Source organism: Arthrobacter sp. NPDC080082 (assembly GCF_040686595.1).
In the GTDB taxonomy this organism is placed as follows: domain Bacteria; phylum Actinomycetota; class Actinomycetes; order Actinomycetales; family Micrococcaceae; genus Arthrobacter.
In genome coordinates this window covers 494,345-511,306 of the sequence record NZ_JBFBKQ010000001.1, presented here as the reverse complement: position 1 = coordinate 511,306, position 16,962 = coordinate 494,345, and the positions used below count along the sequence as shown (strand labels likewise).

At 69.7% G+C, this 16,962-nt stretch carries 14 protein-coding genes; 9 read left to right on the top strand and 5 right to left on the bottom strand.

Annotated features, from left to right (window positions below; all coding sequences use genetic code 11):
* The first annotated feature begins 1 nt into the window (after position 1).
* The 4 genes from AB0O44_RS02345 to AB0O44_RS02330 are packed head-to-tail and all read left to right on the top strand — an operon-like array spanning position 2 to position 4,495.
* Positions 2 to 991 (top strand): sugar ABC transporter permease, encoded by a 990-nt coding sequence (locus AB0O44_RS02345; RefSeq protein ID WP_364133710.1) that lies wholly within the window; start codon positions 2 to 4, stop codon positions 989 to 991.
* Positions 988 to 1,944, top strand: coding sequence for a carbohydrate ABC transporter permease (locus AB0O44_RS02340; protein ID WP_364133707.1), 957 nt, complete (start codon positions 988 to 990; stop codon positions 1,942 to 1,944). The genes AB0O44_RS02345 and AB0O44_RS02340 overlap by 4 nt, the downstream gene beginning before the upstream one ends.
* A complete protein-coding gene (locus tag AB0O44_RS02335; protein ID WP_364133705.1) occupies positions 1,941 to 3,437 on the top strand; it encodes a family 1 glycosylhydrolase in 1,497 nt (498 codons plus the stop codon). Before AB0O44_RS02340 ends, AB0O44_RS02335 begins: the two co-directional genes overlap by 4 nt.
* Positions 3,437 to 4,495 (top strand): LacI family DNA-binding transcriptional regulator, encoded by a 1,059-nt coding sequence (locus tag AB0O44_RS02330; RefSeq protein ID WP_364133702.1) that lies wholly within the window; start codon positions 3,437 to 3,439, stop codon positions 4,493 to 4,495. Before AB0O44_RS02335 ends, AB0O44_RS02330 begins: the two co-directional genes overlap by 1 nt.
* Positions 4,496 to 4,552: 57 nt before the next feature.
* Here the strand turns inward: AB0O44_RS02330 and AB0O44_RS02325 are convergent, their stop codons facing one another.
* The gene (locus AB0O44_RS02325; protein WP_290256092.1) at positions 4,553 to 4,969 is read right to left on the bottom strand and encodes a hotdog fold thioesterase; all 417 of its coding nucleotides are present in this window, start codon (positions 4,967 to 4,969) and stop codon (positions 4,553 to 4,555) included.
* Positions 4,970 to 5,155: 186 nt separating this feature from the next.
* Here AB0O44_RS02325 and paaZ point away from each other — a divergent pair, with 186 nt between their 5' ends.
* The 3 genes from paaZ (at position 5,156) to AB0O44_RS02310 (ending at position 8,458) form a co-directional block, all read left to right on the top strand.
* Positions 5,156 to 7,267 carry a phenylacetic acid degradation bifunctional protein PaaZ gene (gene paaZ / locus AB0O44_RS02320; RefSeq protein ID WP_364133698.1) on the top strand — a complete coding sequence of 704 codons (2,112 nt, stop codon included), beginning with the start codon at positions 5,156 to 5,158 and terminating at the stop codon, positions 7,265 to 7,267.
* 362 nt (positions 7,268 to 7,629) lie between these two features.
* On the top strand, positions 7,630 to 8,037 hold the full coding sequence (locus AB0O44_RS02315; RefSeq protein ID WP_364133696.1) for a VOC family protein: 408 nt from the start codon (positions 7,630 to 7,632) through the stop codon (positions 8,035 to 8,037).
* Between the two features lie 109 nt (positions 8,038 to 8,146).
* A complete protein-coding gene (locus AB0O44_RS02310) occupies positions 8,147 to 8,458 on the top strand; it encodes a hypothetical protein (protein WP_364133693.1) in 312 nt (103 codons plus the stop codon).
* A gap of 21 nt (positions 8,459 to 8,479) precedes the next feature.
* On the opposite strand, the gene AB0O44_RS02305 is transcribed toward AB0O44_RS02310, so the two are convergent.
* The 3 genes from AB0O44_RS02305 to AB0O44_RS02295 all read right to left on the bottom strand — a co-directional run bounded on the left by AB0O44_RS02305 (position 8,480) and on the right by AB0O44_RS02295 (position 11,014).
* Positions 8,480 to 9,082 (bottom strand): TetR/AcrR family transcriptional regulator, encoded by a 603-nt coding sequence (locus AB0O44_RS02305; protein ID WP_364133690.1) that lies wholly within the window; start codon positions 9,080 to 9,082, stop codon positions 8,480 to 8,482.
* Between the two features lie 84 nt (positions 9,083 to 9,166).
* The gene (gene paaK / locus AB0O44_RS02300; protein WP_364133687.1) at positions 9,167 to 10,516 is read right to left on the bottom strand and encodes a phenylacetate--CoA ligase PaaK; all 1,350 of its coding nucleotides are present in this window, start codon (positions 10,514 to 10,516) and stop codon (positions 9,167 to 9,169) included.
* 15 nt (positions 10,517 to 10,531) lie between these two features.
* Positions 10,532 to 11,014, bottom strand: coding sequence for a hotdog fold thioesterase (locus AB0O44_RS02295; protein ID WP_364133684.1), 483 nt, complete (start codon positions 11,012 to 11,014; stop codon positions 10,532 to 10,534).
* A gap of 91 nt (positions 11,015 to 11,105) precedes the next feature.
* Here AB0O44_RS02295 and pta point away from each other — a divergent pair, with 91 nt between their 5' ends.
* Both pta and AB0O44_RS02285 read left to right on the top strand, forming a co-directional pair.
* The gene (pta, locus tag AB0O44_RS02290) at positions 11,106 to 13,232 is read left to right on the top strand and encodes a phosphate acetyltransferase (RefSeq protein ID WP_364133682.1); all 2,127 of its coding nucleotides are present in this window, start codon (positions 11,106 to 11,108) and stop codon (positions 13,230 to 13,232) included.
* A gap of 10 nt (positions 13,233 to 13,242) precedes the next feature.
* The gene (locus tag AB0O44_RS02285; protein ID WP_364133679.1) at positions 13,243 to 14,403 is read left to right on the top strand and encodes an acetate kinase; all 1,161 of its coding nucleotides are present in this window, start codon (positions 13,243 to 13,245) and stop codon (positions 14,401 to 14,403) included.
* A 128-nt stretch (positions 14,404 to 14,531) separates the two neighbouring features.
* Here the strand turns inward: AB0O44_RS02285 and AB0O44_RS02280 are convergent, their stop codons facing one another.
* Complete coding sequence (locus tag AB0O44_RS02280) at positions 14,532 to 16,955, bottom strand: hypothetical protein (RefSeq protein WP_364133677.1); 2,424 nt, start codon at positions 16,953 to 16,955, stop codon at positions 14,532 to 14,534.
* Positions 16,956 to 16,962 lie beyond the last annotated feature (7 nt).

Here is a 16,962-nt window from a genome sequence, read left to right as displayed (position 1 = left end):
CATGGCAGTAACGGACCGGGTCAGGCTTCAGGGGCCCACGGGGGGCAGCACGGACGACGGCGGCCGGGGCGTGCGCCGGCTGGCGTTCTCGCAGCGGCTCTCGCGGTGGGACGTCAAGGTCTCGCCCTACCTCTACATCTCGCCGTTCTTCCTGCTGTTCGCCCTCACGGGACTGTTCCCGCTGCTGTACACGGGCTGGGTTTCACTCCACAACTGGAACCTGATCGGCGGCCAGGGCAAGTTCATCGGCTTCGATAACTTCGGTTTCGTCCTCGGACAGCCCTACTTCTGGAACGCCGTGGGCAACACCGTGAGCATCTTCCTGCTCTCCTCGGTGACCCAGGTGGTCCTGGCGCTGCTGATCGCGGCGGTGCTGGACGCCAACCTCCGGGCCGGGACGTTCTGGCGGATGGGGGTGCTGGTGCCCTTCGTCGTCGCACCCGTGGCGGTGGGCCTGATCTTCAACAACCTGTTCGCGGACCAGTTCGGCCTGGTCAACAACGTGCTGCAGGCTGTGGGCCTCGACCCGGTCCGTTGGCATTCCGACCAGCTGGCCAGCCACCTGGCCATTGCCACCATGGTCAACTTCCGCTGGCTGGGCTACAACGCGCTGATCTTCCTGGCAGCCATGCAGGCCATCCCGCGGGACGTCTACGAGGCGGCCACCATCGACGGCGCCGGGCGGCTCCGGCAGTTCCTTTCGGTGACGGTCCCCATGCTGCGCCCCACCGTGATCTTCGTGGCCATCACGTCCACGATCGGCGGGCTGCAGATCTTCGACGAGCCCCGGGTCTTCGACCAGTCCGGGCTCGGCGGCGCGGACCGGCAGTGGCAGACGCTGACCATGTACATCTGGGAACTCGGCTGGGGCCAGCGCAACTTCGGGCGGGCCTCGGCCGTGGCCTGGCTGCTGTTCCTGATGATCGTGTTCATCGCCCTGACGAACTTCCTGCTCACCCGGCGCATCGCCAACCAAGGAGACCGCTCATGAGCTCCATCCCCATGATCCGCCAGTCCGCCGGCGCGGGCGCCGCCCGGAACGCCGAACGGCGCCTCAACCGCCCGGGCAGGCCCGGGCGGAACAACAACACCAGACGGAACGACGGCGGCGGGCGGGGCCGGGGCGGCGCCGTCCGCCGCCCCGGGGTCCTGACCTACGGCACCCTCACCGCCGTCGTGCTGGCCTCGCTGTTCCCGCTGTACTGGTCCTTTCTGGTCGGCAGCCACGACAGCACCGCGCTCAGCAGGGGCATCCCGCTGCTGCCCGGCGGGAACTTCCTGGCCAACGCGGCCAAGGTCTTCGACAGCATTCCCTTCTGGAAGGCCATGGGCAACAGCATCCTGGTCTCCAGCGTCACGGCCGCGTCCGTGGTGGTCTTCTCCACCCTGGCCGGCTTCGCCTTCGCCAAGCTGAGGTTCCGCGGCAACAAGGCCCTGCTGGTTTTCGTGATCGCCACGATGGCGGTCCCCACCCAGCTGGGCGTGGTGCCGCTGTTCATCGTCATGGCTAAGCTGGGCTGGACCGGCTCGCTCTGGGCCGTCATCATCCCCGGCCTGGTCACCGCCTTCGGCGTCTTCTGGATGACCCAGTACCTGCGGGACGCCCTGCCCGATGAGCTGATCGAGGCCGTGCGGATGGACGGGGCGTCGATGATCCAGGCCTTCTGGTACGTCGGATTCCCGGCGGCCCGGCCGGCGGCGGCCATGCTGGCCCTCTTCACCTTCGTCGCCACGTGGACCAACTTTTTCTGGCCCTTTATTGTGCTGGACCCCTCGAACCCCACCTTGCCGGTTGCCCTTCAGCTGCTGCAGGCGGCGCACTTCGTGGACTACTCAGTGGTGCTGGCCGGGGCTGTCCTGGCCACCGTCCCGCTGCTGCTGCTCTTCATGGCGGCAGGGCGCCAACTCGTATCAGGAATCATGCAAGGAGCAGTCAAAGGATGAGCACCACCCCGATCACCTTCCCCGAGGGCTTCCTCTGGGGCGCGGCCACCGCCGCCTACCAGATCGAAGGCGCCGCCCACGAGGGCGGCCGCCAGGACTCCATCTGGGACACCTTCGCCCGGGTTCCCGGCGCCGTGGCGGACGCCCACAACGGGGACGTCGCCTGCGATCACTACCACCGCTCTGCGCAGGACGTTGCCCTGATGTCCTTGCTGAACCTCAAGGCCTACCGTTTCTCGACGTCGTGGGCCCGCTGCATGCCGGACGGCGTGACCCCCAACCCGGAGGGCATCGCCTTCTACTCGCGCCTGGTGGACGAGCTCCTGGCCGCGGGGATCACCCCCTGGCTGACCCTTTACCACTGGGACCTGCCGCAGGTGCTGGAGGACAAGGGCGGCTGGGCCAACCGGGAGACGGCGGAGTTGTTCGCCGCCTACGCCGTGGTCATGCACGAGGCGCTCGGGGACCGGGTCCGGATCTGGACCACCCTCAACGAGCCCTGGTGCTCGGCGTTCCTGGGCTATGCCGCCGGGGTCCATGCCCCCGGCCGGCAGGAGCCCGCGGCCGCGCTCGCCGCCGCGCACCACCTGCTGCTGGGGCACGGACTCGCCACGGCCGAGCTGCGCCGCCGGGACCCGCAGGCCAGCCTCGGCATCACCCTGAACCTGACCGTCGCAGACCCGGCGGACCCGGACTCGGCGGAGGACCGGGACGCGGCCCGCCGGATCGACGGGCTGCACAACCGGATTTTCCTCGATCCGATCTTCCGCGGCGAATACCCGGCGGATGTGCTCGCCGACGTCGCGGGCCTGGGCTTCGACGACGTCGTCCGCGACGGCGACCTGGCCGTCATCGCCGCGCCGCTGGACCTGCTGGGCGTCAATTACTACCAGGGCGAGGCGCTCACCAAGGCGCCGGAAACGGTCACGGCGCAGCCCGAGACGGTCACCACCACAGCGCAGGCCGCTCCCGCGCAGGGCGGCCGGCCGGAGGCCACCCCGTTCGTCTCCGCCGAGGGGGTCCACTCCGTGGCCCGCGGGCTTCCGGTCACCGGGATGGGCTGGGAGGTCCAGCCCGAGGGGCTCCACCGGCTGCTCACCCGGCTGCAGCGCGAGTACACCGGCCCCGCCGGCATTCCGCTCTACATGACCGAGAACGGCGCCGCCTACCCGGACGCGCCCGACGCGGACGGGTTCGTCAACGACCAGGACCGGCTGGCGTTCTTCGACGCCCACCTGCGCGCGGTCCGGGACGCGATCGACGACGGCGCGGATGTCCGCGGCTACCTGGCCTGGTCACTGCTGGACAACTTCGAGTGGGCCTACGGCTACCACCAGCGCTTCGGACTGGTAAGGGTGGACTACGAGACCCTGGAGCGCATCCCCAAGGCCAGCGGACTCTGGTATGCCGCCGTCGCAGGCTCCAACGCTCTACCGGCTGCGCCCGGCGTCACCGTCACCGCGGATTCGGGGGATCCCGTATTCTCAAGGTGATGAGCGCACAGACCCACCACGGATCCCGGCCGGGAGCGGCCCGGCCCACTCCCACGCTTGAAGACCTGGCGACGGCGGCGGGCGTGTCCCGCTCCACCGCCTCCCGGGCGATCAACGGCGGGTCCAGGGTCAGCCCGGAGGCCAAGGCCGCCGTCGACGCCGCCGTGATCTCCCTGGGCTACAGCCCGAACCGGGCGGCCCGCAGCCTGGTCACGCGCCGGACGTCCTCAATCGCGCTCGTCATCAACGAACCCGATGCCAGGGTCATGATGGACCCGTTCTTCGCCGCCGTCATCACCGGGGTGACCGAGGCGCTGCGGGAGACGGACATGCAGCTGGTCCTGCTGATGTCCCGGGCCGGCGGGGACCCGTCCCGGACGGTCCGCTACCTCCGCGGCGGCCACGTCGACGGCGCCATCGTCGTCTCGCACCACAAGACGGACGGCTGGACGGAGGAACTGGCGGCCTCCGGGTTGCCAACCGTGTTCATCGGCCGGCCCTGGGACACCGGCCTGGGCATCCACTACGTGGACGTGGACAGCTTCGAGGGTGCCCGGCAGGCTGCGCTGCACCTGGCCGCCACCGGGCGCCGCCGGCTGGCCACCATCACCGGTCCGCTGGACATGACCGCAGCGGCGGACCGGCTCGAGGGCTGGCGGGCGGGCCTCATGGATGCCGGACTGCCGGCCGGGCCCGAGGAGCCGGGGGACTTCACGGCGGCCGGCGGCACCGAGGCCGCCGCCCGGCTGCTGGCCCGCGACGGCGGCATCGACGGTATTTTCGCCGCGTCCGACCTGATGGCCCGGGGTGCCATCACGGCCCTGCAGGCGGCCGGCCGCACGGTGCCCGGCGACGTCGCCGTCGTCGGCTTTGACGACCACCTGTCCGGACCGGGGGAACTGCCCCTGACCACGGTCAACCAGCCCACCGTGGACATGGCCGCGCAGGCCGGGCGCCTGCTGCTGGCAGATATCGAGAACCCCGGGGCCGGCCGGGAGCCGCTGATCTTCCCGGCGCGCCTGGTGGTCCGGGCCAGCACGGAGCCGGCCGCCGGCTAGGCGGTACCCCGAAAGGCGCGCCGGGTTCAGCCCTGGCGGGCCAGCACCGGACCGGGCTCAGCCCTTGCGGTCCAGCAGCAGGTTGGTGATCCGCAGCGTGCACAGCCGCTCGCCGGCGGCGTTGCTGATGACCACTTCGTGGGTGGTGACGGTGCCGCCCAGGTGGATCGGCGTCGCTGTGATGGTGACAAGGCCCTCTCGGGCGGACTTGTGGTGGGTGGCGGAGACGTCGACGCCGACCGCCGTCTTGCCCAGCGTGCTGGCGTGCTTCACCGCGGCCCAGGAACCGACGGCCTCGCCCACTGCCAGCGAGGCACCGCCGTGCAGGAGCCCGAACGACTGACGGTTGCCCTCCACGGGCATGGTGGCCACCACGCGCTGAACCGATTCCTCGACGATCTTCACGCCCATCTTCTCGTCGAGCTCGCCGAGGGTGATCTTCCAGGGCTCGTTGGCGCCGGGCTGGGTGGTCATCGGGTCTCCTCAGGGTCGGGACGGGGTGGGGCGGAACCGGAACGGGACCGGGGCGGGGCCGCAATGGTCCCGCGGTACTAGTGTGCCGCAGGCCTCAGTCATGTACTGTGGTCATATTACCGAACGGCCGGTCAGTAATGTTCCGGACGTGCTGCTCTTGCCCCGCGTTGGAAGGACCCGTCAACGATGACCACCACTGCAACAGCCCCCGCATCCGCCGTGGATACCGCCGAAATCGTCCCCAGCTTCGTCCGGGGTTCCTGGTGGACGCCGGAAGCAGCGGCCGCCGCCTCCGCCGCCCCGGTCCTGGACGCCAGCACGGGGGAGCTGCTCGCCAGAGTCAGCACCGAGGGCCTGGACCTCGCCGCCGTCGTCGACTACGGCCGCACCACCGGGCAGGCGGCATTGGGCCAGCTGACGTTCCACCAGCGCGCCCTCAAACTCAAGGAACTCGCCCAGTACCTCAACGGCCGCCGGGAGGAGTTCTACGCCCTCTCCGCCCAGACCGGCGCCACCAAGGTCGACTCGATGATCGACATCGACGGCGGCATCGGCGTGCTCTTCACCTTCGGTTCCAAGGGCCGCCGCGAGCTGCCCAACTCCCAGGTGGTGGTCGACGGGCCCATGGAGATCCTGTCCAAGGACGGCTCCTTCGCCGGCGAACACATCTACACCCGAATCCCCGGCGTCGCCGTGCAGATCAACGCCTTCAACTTCCCGGTCTGGGGGATGCTCGAAAAGCTTGCCCCGGCCTTCATCGCCGGCGTGCCCACCATCGTCAAGCCCGCAACCCCCACTGGCTACGTCGCAGCGGCCGTGGTGAAGGCGATCGACGAGTCCGGCATCCTGCCCGAGGGCTCGCTGCAGCTGGTGTCCGGCTCCGTCCGCGCCCTGCTGGACCACCTCGACTACCGCGACCTGGTCGCCTTCACCGGCTCCGCCTCCACCGCGAACACGCTGAAGTCCCACCCCAACGTGGTCAAGGGCGGCGTCCGCTTCACCTCCGAGACCGACTCCCTCAACGCCGCGATCCTGGGCCCGGACGCCGTCAAGGGCACGCCGGAATTCGACGCCTTCATCAAGTCCCTGGTCACCGAGATGACCGCCAAGGCCGGCCAGAAGTGCACCTCGATCCGTCGCGCCATTGTGCCGCAGGAGCTCGTCGCGGACGTCGTTGCCGCCGTAGGGGAGCGGATCACCGAACGCGTCGTCGTCGGCGACCCGCGTGCCGAGGGCGTCACCATGGGCGCCCTCGCCTCCCTCGAGCAGCTCGCCGATGTGCGCGCCGCCGTCCAGTCCATGCTCGATGCCGGCGGTGAGCTCGCCTACGGCTCCCTCGACGCCCCGAAGGTCACCAGCGCGGACGGGAGCATCGGCGTCGTCGACGGCGGAGCCTTCATGTCGCCGGTGCTGCTGCGCTGGGCCGACCCCGAAGCCGAGGAAATCCACTCGCTGGAGGCCTTCGGCCCGGTGTCATCCGTGATCGGCTACAGCGATATCGCCGACGCCGTCCGCCTGGCCGCCCGCGGTGGCGGCTCGCTGGTCGCCTCGGTCTGCACCAACGATCCGTCGGTGGCCCGCGAACTGGTCACCGGGATCGCGGCGCACCACGGCCGCGTGCTGATGCTCAACCGCGAGGACGCCCGCAGCTCCACCGGCCACGGCTCCCCGGTCCCGCACCTGGTCCACGGCGGCCCCGGCCGTGCCGGCGGCGGCGAGGAACTCGGTGGCATCCGCTCGGTGATGCACCACATGCAGCGCACCGCCATCCAGGGCTCACCCAACCTGCTCACCGCCGTCACCGGCGTCTGGCACACCGGCGCGGACCGCAACTTCACCGTCGAGACCGAGGGGCTGCACCCGTTCCGCAAGCCGCTGGCCACCCTGCGCATCGGCGACGCCGTCCGCTCCGGGCTGCGCGAGGTGACGCTGGAGGACATCACCGCGTTCGCCAACTCCACCGGCGACACCTTCTACGCCCACACCAACCAGGAAGCGGCGGAAGCCAACCCGTTCTTCCCCGGCATCGTGGCGCACGGCTACCTGCTGCTCTCCTGGGGTGCCGGACTGTTCGTGGAACCCGACCCGGGCCCGGTGCTGGCCAACTACGGCCTGGAGAACCTGCGCTTCATCACGCCGGTGGCCGCCGGGGATTCCATCCGGGTCACCCTCACGGCCAAGAAGATCACCCCGCGCGAGACCGACGAATACGGCGAGGTGGCATGGGATGCCGTCTTGACCAACCAGAACGACGAGATCGTGGCCACGTACGACGTCCTCACCCTGGTCGAGAAGTAGCCCCGCCCCTGTCGGCGCTCCCTCAGATTCGGCGCCTTCTTGCCCGACGCTCCCTCAGGTCCGGCGCCTTCTTGCCCGACGCTCCCTCAGGTCCGGCGCCTTCTTGCCCGACGCTCCCTCAGGTCCGGCGCCTTTGCCCGACGCTCCCTCAGGTCCGGCGCCTCGTAACCCAACCCTCCCTCAGGTCGGGCGCGTCATAACCCAACCCTCCCTCAGGATGTGAGGGAGGGTTGGTCGTGGGGCCACCAGACGTGAGGGGGCGTCCGGCGTGGGGCCGCCGGATGTGAGGGAGGGTGGGGGGCGAAGTGCCCGTTCCTCCAGCCGCGCTCCGGCGTAACATCGTGCCCGTAGGAGGTGGCATCATGTCCCTGGTACTCAACAAAGCCACAACCATCCTGCCCGTCGATGATGCGGCGCGTGCCCGGCACTTCTATGCGGACACCCTGGGACTCCCGCACCGCGGCGTAGCAGGGGACGGTAGTGACATCTTTGGTTCGGACGGCGGCCCGCTGCTGCAGCTCATGCCGGTCACGGACGGAAAGCACTCCGAGCACACCGCTCTGAGCTTCGAGGTCAGCGGCATCGAACGCACGGTTCAGGACATGGAAGCCCGGGGCGTCACGTTCCAGGATTACGACCTGCCCGGACTCAAGACCGAGAACCACATCTGCACCACGGACTCAGAGAAGTGCGCCTGGTTCATGGACACCGAGCACAACGTTCTCTGCATCCACGAGAACCTGCCCGGCCCGGCCGACTACCAGCTCTGAGCGGGCCACGGCGGTGCGGGCAAACGCTGGCCGGACGGCGGGACCGGCCCCGGGACGGACGCCGCCGAACGCCCGAAGCGGGACGAGGACCTGGTGGCCCACCACCCGCATGGGCAGGGTGGCCCTCGCCGTCGACGTCGTAATGCTCGGATTCCCGCTCTGGCTGGTCCCGTCCTGGTACCTGGTGACGTACCTCGCCGGCGCCGGGACCCTCTTCGAATCGCCCCGGGCGGTGTTTGCCAACAGCGTGTTCCAGGCCGCCGTCGTGGCCGTCGCCGTGCTCACCAACCTTGCGGCGCTGGTCCTGGCGACGGACCGCTCCGTGGTGCTGGTGATGGCGGTGATACCGCTGTCCGGGGTACTGGCCTACATGGGCTGGGTCGCGGCCGTCCGGGGGTTCCCGGGAATCATCCCCGGCTAGGAGGTCCTCGCGGAGGAAGGGCTAGTCCGGGACGTGGAGGCCGTGGAACGCCATGGTGATGACGTCGTCGGCGAGCTTCTCGGGGGAGAGGGAGCCGCCGGGCTTGTACCACTCGACGATCGAGTTGATGGTGCCGAAGAGCAGGCGCGTGACGGTCCGCGGGTCGATGTCCTGGCGGAGCGAGCCCTCGTCGCGGGCGGCGGAAATCAGTGCGGCGACTTTGCGGTCGAAGGTGCGGCGGCGGGCCAGGGCGTCCCGTTCAATCTCGGTGTTGCCGCGCAGCCGCAGCAGGAGGGTGACGAACGGCAGCCGTTCCACCAGCACCGAGATGGTCTCGCGAAGCACGAACTCCAGCCGGGCGTCCGCGGAACCGGTCTGCGCCTCGGGCCGGTCAAGGATGGCCTCGAGGCCGCCCAAGGCGTGGTCGAGCGCAAGCTTCAGCAGGTCGCCCTTGGAAGGGACGTGGTGGTAGATCGCGGACTTGGAGATGCCCAGGTTCTCGGCGAGGATGCCCATCGACGTGGCGTCGTAGCCGTGACGGTTGAAGACGTCGACGGCGATCATCAGCACGGACTGCTGGTCGTAGCCGGGCCGGCCGCGCTTGGTGGATGCTGTTGTGGGCATACTCGCTAGTTTCTCATGACGGGCCGGCCCGGCAGCCGCGCCGGGGTGCGGCGCGGCTGCCGGCCGGAGTGGTTCGGGCGGTTCTCAGCCCTTGGGGCGCATGTCGTAGATCCGGCGCAGTTTGCCGTTGGAGCGCTCCAGGGAGCCGGGCTCGACGACGTCGACGGCGCAGGAGGACCCGACGTGGATCTTGATCTGCTGCTGCAGGACCTTCGCCGCCGTCGCGCTGCTCTCCACCGAGACGGCATCGCGTCGTTCGATCTTGACCGTCAGCTGGTCCATCCGCTGGCCCTCGGGACGGGTCAGTTCCAGCTGGAAGTGCGGGCTGAGCTCCGGGATCCGCAGCGCGATTTCTTCGATCTGGGATGGGAAGAGGTTCACGCCGCGCAGGATGATCATGTCGTCGCTGCGGCCCGTGATCCGGCCCATGCGGCGGTGCGCCGGACGCGCCGTGCCGGGCAGCAGCCGGGTGAGGTCCTTGGTGCGGTAGCGGATGATCGGCAGGGCCTGCTTGGTCAGCGAGGTGAAGACCAGCTCGCCGTGCTGGCCGTCGCCCAGCACGGACTCGACGCCGACGGCAGGGTTGAACGGGTCGATGATTTCGGGCCGGAAGTGGTCCTCCCAGATGTGGCTGCCGTCCTGGGTCTCGACGGCCTCGCCGGCGACGCCGGGGCCCATGACCTCGGAGAGGCCGTAGATGTCGCAGGCCTTGAGGTTCATGGTGACCTCGAGTTCGTGCCGCATTTCCTCGGTCCACGGCTCGGCCCCGAGCACCGCGTACTTCAGCGAGGTGGAGGCCGGGTCGATGCCCTGCTTCATCATGGCGTCGGCGATGGTCAGCAGGTAGGTGGGCGTGGCCAGGATGGCGTCCGGCTCGAAGTCCTGGATGAGCTGGATCTGGCGTTCGGTCTGGCCGCCGGAGATCGGGATGACCGTGCAGCCGAGGGCCTCGGCGCCGGCGTGGGCGCCCATGCCGCCGGTGAACAGGCCGTAGCCGTACGCGTTGTGGACCTTCATGCCCGGACGGACGCCGGAGGCGCGGAGCGAGCGGGCCACGAGCTTGGCCCAGTCGGCGAGGTCCTGCTTGGTGTAGCCGACCACCGTGGCGCGGCCGGTGGTGCCGGAGCTGGCGTGGATCCGGGCCACCTCGTTTTGCGGCACCGCGAACATGCCGAACGGGTACTCCAGGCGGAGGTCTTCCTTCGTGGTGAACGGGAACTTGCCCAGGTCCGAAAGCTCGCGCAGGTCGGTGGGGTGCACCCCGGCGTCGTCGAACTTCCGCTTGTACAGCGGGACGCGGTCGTAGGCGTAGGCCACGGTGTGCTGGAGCCGGGAGAGCTGGAGGGCCTCGAGCTCGTCGCGGGAGATGGTTTCTTCGCGGTCCAGGACGGCGTCGCTGGTGGCGAGGGCGGATTCAGCGGTGGGGGTGGTCATCTGCGTCCTACGTTTCTATTTCTTGGAGATGGTGCGGCTGCGGCCGCGGAACTCGGCGATGAGTTCTCCCGCGCCGGCGGGGATGGTGGTGGATTCAGCGGTGAGGTCGACGGCGTCGGGGTCGGCGGCGTAGATCTGGACGTCGTAGATCCCGCTGCGGCCGGTGCTGGCGCGGCGGTTGGCGACGGCGGTCAGGATCTGGCCGCGGTAGGCGGACTTGATGAAGTTGATGTCGACGCCGGAGGCCACCGTCATGGACCCCTCGTCATGCGGCCCGGGTTCGGCGGGGTTGCAGGCCAAGGCGAAGGCGGTATCGCCGAAGGCGAAGATCATTCCGCCGTGGGCCATCCCGAAGCCGTTGAGCATTTCCTGGCGCAGCGGCATCCGCAGTGTGGCGTGGCCGTCGGCGAGTTCGAGGACTTCGATGCCCATCCACTCGGAGGCATAGTCGTTGTTCAGGAGCGGGTGGGTCTTCCCCGGAATTGTCAGTTCAGCCATGCGTCGTTGCCTCCAGCTTTATTTACCGAATGTTCATTAGGTAATCCCATCGCGGGCCCCGCTGTCAAGGGGTGTAAGTATGCTGGGACACATGGCCAAGGGAATCTACGTCAGCGCAACCACGCCGGGATCCGGCAAGTCCCTCGTCGCCCTGGGCCTCGCGGACACGCTGCACCGGCACGCGGACCGCATCGGCTTCTTCAAACCCGTCGTCCACGGCCACGCCGACGTCGACCCCATGGTTTCGCTGATGAAGGCCCGCTTCGACCTAGACGACGCCCGGTGCCGGAGCGGGCTGACCTTCGAGGAGGTGCGCAGCCTCCTCGCCGAGGGCAAGCGCGAGGAGATCGACTCCCGCTGCGTCGAGATCTTCGCCGAGATGGGCCGGCACTGCGACGTGATCATCATCGAGGGCACGGACCTCACCGGCCAGGATGCCGCCGTCGAATTCGACCTCAACGCCCGGCTCGCCAACAACCTCTCGGCACCCGTCGTCGCCGTCGTGGGGGCCAAGGGCCGCACCGTCGCGGAGACCGCCGACGCCGTCGAGGTGGCCCGCAAGGAGCTCATCGCCGAGCGCTGCACGCTGCTGGCGATCATGGTCAACCGTGCGGAGCCGGAGGACCTGGAGGGGATCGCGGCCGCGGTCCGGCCCGGCGCGTCCGGCCGCCCGGTCTACGTTTTCCCGGAGCTGGAGGACATCGCCCGGCCCACCACCGGCGAGGTTGCCTCCGCCCTGGGCCTCGGCCAGGTAGCGGGCCTGCCTGATCTGGAGCGGGACGTGCACTCTGTGAAGGTGGCGGCCATGAACGTGGCGAACTTCCTGCACGTGCTCGACGACGGCGCCCTGGTGATCGTCCCGGGTGACCGCGCCGACGTGCTGGTCGCCTGCCTGGCGTCTTCCTTCTCGCCCGAGTTCCCGGTCCCGTCCGCGCTCATCCTCACCGGCGGGCTGGCCCCGGACCCCACCATCTACTCGTTGCTGGCGCAGGCGCCGTTCCCGATTTTCGCCGCCCCGGACGACACCTACGTGACCGCCAAGCGTGTCTCGGAGGTCCGCAGCGAGATCTGGTCCGGGCACCGCCGCAAGGTGGCCTCCGCGCTGGGCCTCTGGTCCAAGCAGGTGGACGAGGCCGAACTGCTCGAGCGGCTGCACCTGCCCCGGCCGGAGCGGATGACGCCGCTGCGGTTCCTGCACGACCTGATCGAACGGGCCCGCTCCCAGCGCCGCCACATCGTGCTGCCCGAGGGCAAGGACGTGCGGATCCTGCGGGCCGCGGAGATCCTGCACCGCCGCGACGTCTGCGACCTGACCGTGCTGGGCCGCGAAGCCGAGGTCCGCGAGCTCGCCGCCACCCAGGGCATCGACCTGTCCGGGATCAACATCGTGGACCCGGCCACCTCGGAGTTGCGCCAGGGCTTCGCGGAGAAGTACGCCGAGCTGCGCGCGCACAAGGGCGTGGACCTTGCGAAGGCGCTCGAGGTGATGCAGGACGAGAGCTACTTCGGCACCATGATGGTTCAGCTGGGCGTGGTGGACGGCATGGTCTCCGGCGCCGCCCACACCACGGCGCACACCATCCGGCCGGCGCTGGAGTTCGTGAAGACCCGCGAGGGCGTCAAGATCGTCTCCTCCGTGTTCCTGATGCTGATGCCGGACCGGGTCCTGGTCTACGGCGACTGCGCCGTGAACCCGGAGCCGAACGTCGAACAGCTCGCGGACATTGCCCTCGCCTCGGCCGAGACCGCCGCGCAGTTCGGCGTCGAACCGCGGGTGGCGATGCTGTCCTACTCCACCGGCGGCTCCGGGTCCGGCGAGGCGGTGGAGGCCGTCCGGAAGGCCACCGAGCTGGTCCGCGCCCGCCGTCCGGACCTGGCCGTCGAAGGCCCCATCCAGTACGATGCCGCCGTCGACGCCTCCATCGCGGCGTCGAAGATGCCGGGTTCCACCGTGGCCGGCCAGGCGACGGTGTTCATCTTCCCGGACCTGAACACCGGCAACAACACCTACAAGGCGGTGCAGCAGTCCTCCGGGGCGGTCGCCGTCGGGCCGGTTCTGCAGGGCCTGCGCAAGCCGGTCAACGACCTCTCGCGCGGCTGCACGGTGGACGACATCCTGAACACCGTCGCGATCACCGCCATCCAGGCCCAGTCCGTGCCGGCAGCCGCATCACACGAAGTGCCCCAGCCCGCTCAGTCCGTCGACGCCCAGGCCTAGGAGGCCCCCCGTGCTCGTGCTCGTCATCAACTCCGGTTCGTCGTCGCTGAAGTACCAGGTCCGTGACGTGGAGGCCGGCAGCGTCCTGGCCGAAGGGCTGGTGGAACGGATCGGCATGGGCAACGGCGGTGGCGGCGACGGCGCCATCGAGGGTCCCCGGGACCATGCGGAGGCGCTGGAACTGGTCGACGGTGCCATCCACGAGGCGCTGGGGGACCGGGCCCTGGACGCCGTGGGCCACCGCGTGGTGCACGGCGGCGAGCGGTTTGCCGAGCCGGAGCTGATCAACAACGAGATCACCCGTGCCATCGAGCGGCTCAACCCGCTGGCGCCGCTGCACAACCCGGCCAACGTCCTGGGCATCCGGGCCATCGCGAAGAAGTGGCCGGATCTGCCGCAGGTGGCCGTGTTCGACACCGCATTCCACCGCACCCTGCCGGAGCACGCCTGGCGGTACGCGGTACCTGATGAGCTCTACACCAACCACGGCATCCGACGGTACGGCTTCCACGGCACCTCGCACGAGTACGTGGCGCACCGTGCCGCGGCCCTGCTGGACGTGCCGGTGGAGGAGTTCGACGCCGTCATCGCCCACCTGGGCAACGGCGCCTCCGTCACCGCGATACACGGCGGAAAGTCGATCGACACTTCGATGGGGTTTACACCCCTCGAGGGCCTGGTGATGGGCACCCGGTCCGGGGACCTGGACCCCTCGATCCTGGTCTTCCTCGGCCGCGCCGGCTGGTCCGCCGAGGACATCGACTCCATGCTGAACCGTCAGTCCGGGCTGAAGGGCCTGGCCGGGAACAACGACATGCGCTCCGTGGTGGAGGCCGCGGAGGCCGGGGACGCGAAGGCCGCCATGGCGCTCGCGGTGGCCTCCTACAGGCTGGCCAAGTACATCGGCGGTTACCACGTGGCCGTCGGCGGGGCGAGAGCGCTGGTCTTCACCGCCGGGATCGGCGAGAACTCCCACCAGTTCCGGAACCTCGTGGCCGAACGGCTCGGCGCGCTGGGCATCGAACTGGACACCGCCCTGAACCGGCAACGCTCGAAGGAACCGCGGGTGATCTCGACGCCGGAGTCCGCCATCCCGGTGCTGGTGGTCCCCACGCACGAGGAACGCGCCATCGCCGAGGCGACCGCCGCCGTCGTCTCCGCTCCCCGGTAGGTCCGTGGGCGTTTCTCGGCTAGGTCCCGCTGGAACGTTCGCGAAGTGAAGCCGTCGACTTGCCGGAAATGGCCGCTATGGGAGTTCCATAGCGACCATCTTTGGCAATTGGTCCCGTGCTCAGCCCCTTACGGCGACGGTGCGGCTGTGCCCGTAGGGGCGGCCGACGTCGCAACCGGGGCGGGTGCGACGGCGCCGCCGGCCGGCTGGCTGGGCTCGGACGAGACCGTGGCATCCGGGACGGTCGTTTCGGCCGGTCCGGGCGCGGCCGTCGTACCCGGAGCGGGCTGCTCCGTGGCGCCGGTTGTTGGCGTCTGCGGGGCCTCCGGGGAAGCGGTTGCCGGCGCCGTCGCGGTTCCGGTCCCACCCGGAGTGGGGGTACTCGTAGCCGTTGCCCCGCGCGGCTTGGCGCTGGGGTCGGCCTGGACCACGTCCATGATCTGCTTCTTGAAGCCCTCCAGCGTCCCCTGGATCTCCGAGAGCGGCACGTTCTGCAGGTTCCGGCCATAGTCGGCGATCTGCTGCCAGAGCGCGTTCAGTTTGGCCGTGCCATCGGCGCTCAGTGGTCCGTCGAGGGTCAGGACCAGCTGGTTTGCGAGGGCATAGGTGAGGCAGCGGACGCAGTTGTAGTTCGCGGCGGTAGAGAGGTTCTGCGGCACCACGACGTCGGCCTGCCCCACAATCAGGACCACCTGGAATCCCACGGCCACGGCCGCGCAGTCCTTGCAGCTCGCGAACGCGTAGGCCTCGTTGGTGTTCAGGACGTCCGCGCCGTCGTCGGCCCACACCAGAGCGAAGGCGACGTCGTAGACGACAGATCCGTCCGTGGTGTTCACGGCGAGGGCCTGGTTGCCGCCATCGTCGGGGGCGGCCGGCTTATCGAAGGGGAACACCCACGACGGCGCCGCCGCCGGTGCGGTGGCGCCCGCGGCCCCGGGCGACGTCGCAGAAGCCCTGGGGACCAACACCATGCTCAGCTGCGGTTCTTCCCGGGTGGGCTTGCGGGCGCCCTGCGGCCAGAGCGCCACGGTCCGACCCGCCTGGCCCTGCTTCAGGTCGCGCCCGGTGGCGGTGGAGAAGATGGCGGTAGTGGCGTCGGTCAGCGTCCCGCGTTCGTAGGGCTGGACGGGCCGGTAGGTCCCCCCGGCGGGCCACCATGCCCAGGCGAGGCCTGCCACGACGGCGGCGACCGCGGCGAGGGCCACGCCGCGCTGCCAGGCCTTGCCGCGGGTCTTCTGCCACAGCCCCGTGACGAGCTGCCGGCCCAGCCGGATCAGGATGTAGAGGATGCCGGCCACGGGCAGTGCGATGCAGACCAGTGCGAGGACCCGCACGGCGACGTCGGTGGGGTCGCCGGTTGCCAGACTGTGGGCGAGTGCGGCCTGCTGTTTGACACCGTTGTCCCAGGCAGTGCCCACCACGCGGGGAAGCGTGAGGACCATGGTGACCAGGCTGAAGACCAGCAACGGGACGGTGACGAGGACCCAGATCGTGACGACGGCGCGGGCCCAGGGCTTGAGCAGCTGCGCCTGCGGGTCGGCTTTGCGCCAGGGAATCAGGGCCAGCAGGGTGGGCTTGATCCGCTGGAAGAGGTCCGGCACACCGGTGGCGTCCGCAAGGATGTGGTAGCCGTCGAAGCGGACCATGGGCATGAGCTGGCGGACCATCTGCAGGATCTGGGTGACCACCACCAGGAGCAGGGCATCGAAGCCGGTGGCCCACCAGATGCCCATGATGGCCACCGCGACGATGGCGTTGAAGTAGAGGCCGCCGAGGTCGGTGCGGATCCGGCCGGCCCGTCCCAGCCGGTAGGAATCGGTGACGTCGGTGTAGAAGGCCGGCCACATTAGGTACAGCCCGGTGCCCATGGCCCCGGGTGTGGCGCCGCCGCGCCGGGCGGCGGCCGCATGGCCGAACTCGTGGAAGCCCGCGGACAGGACGGTGACCACGAAGATCAGCAGAACCAGCCCGGGGTTGGCGAAGGCCTCGTGCGTGGCCGAGGCGAGGCCCTTGACCATGAGGAGCCACCAGCAGATCGCCAGGAAGGCGGCGGTCACCGCCACGACGATCAGCGGGTTGAAGAGGGTGGCAAAGGGTGCCGTGATCTTCCGGGTGCGTTCGGGGTCCGTCACCGAATAGCGGAACCGCATGCCCAGCAGCGGGTTGGCCTTGCGGACCTCCGGCTGCGAGCCGTCCGCCAGCCGCAACAGCCCCAGCGGCAGCAGTTGCTGATCGACCAGGGTCCGCACGTTGGCAGCGCTGATCGGTTTGCCCGCGGCCGTCCCGGCGTGGGCGGCGATCTCCTCGAGACCGCGTCGGCCGTCCACGGCCTCAAGCACCAGGTAGAGGAGTCTGGTCAGCTGGATGGTCTGGCCGTCGGCACGCCGGACCAGGGAAGGGGCCTGCTTATATCCGGAGCCCTTGGTTTCGCCCAGGAGCTGTACGCCGTCGGCCAGCGCTGGCGGCGGAAGGGTACCGGCGGAAGGGGAAGGGCCGGGGGCAGGAGCCGGCGGGCCGTCCTGGGTGGACGGCCCGCCCTGCACGCTAGTCATGGACCGA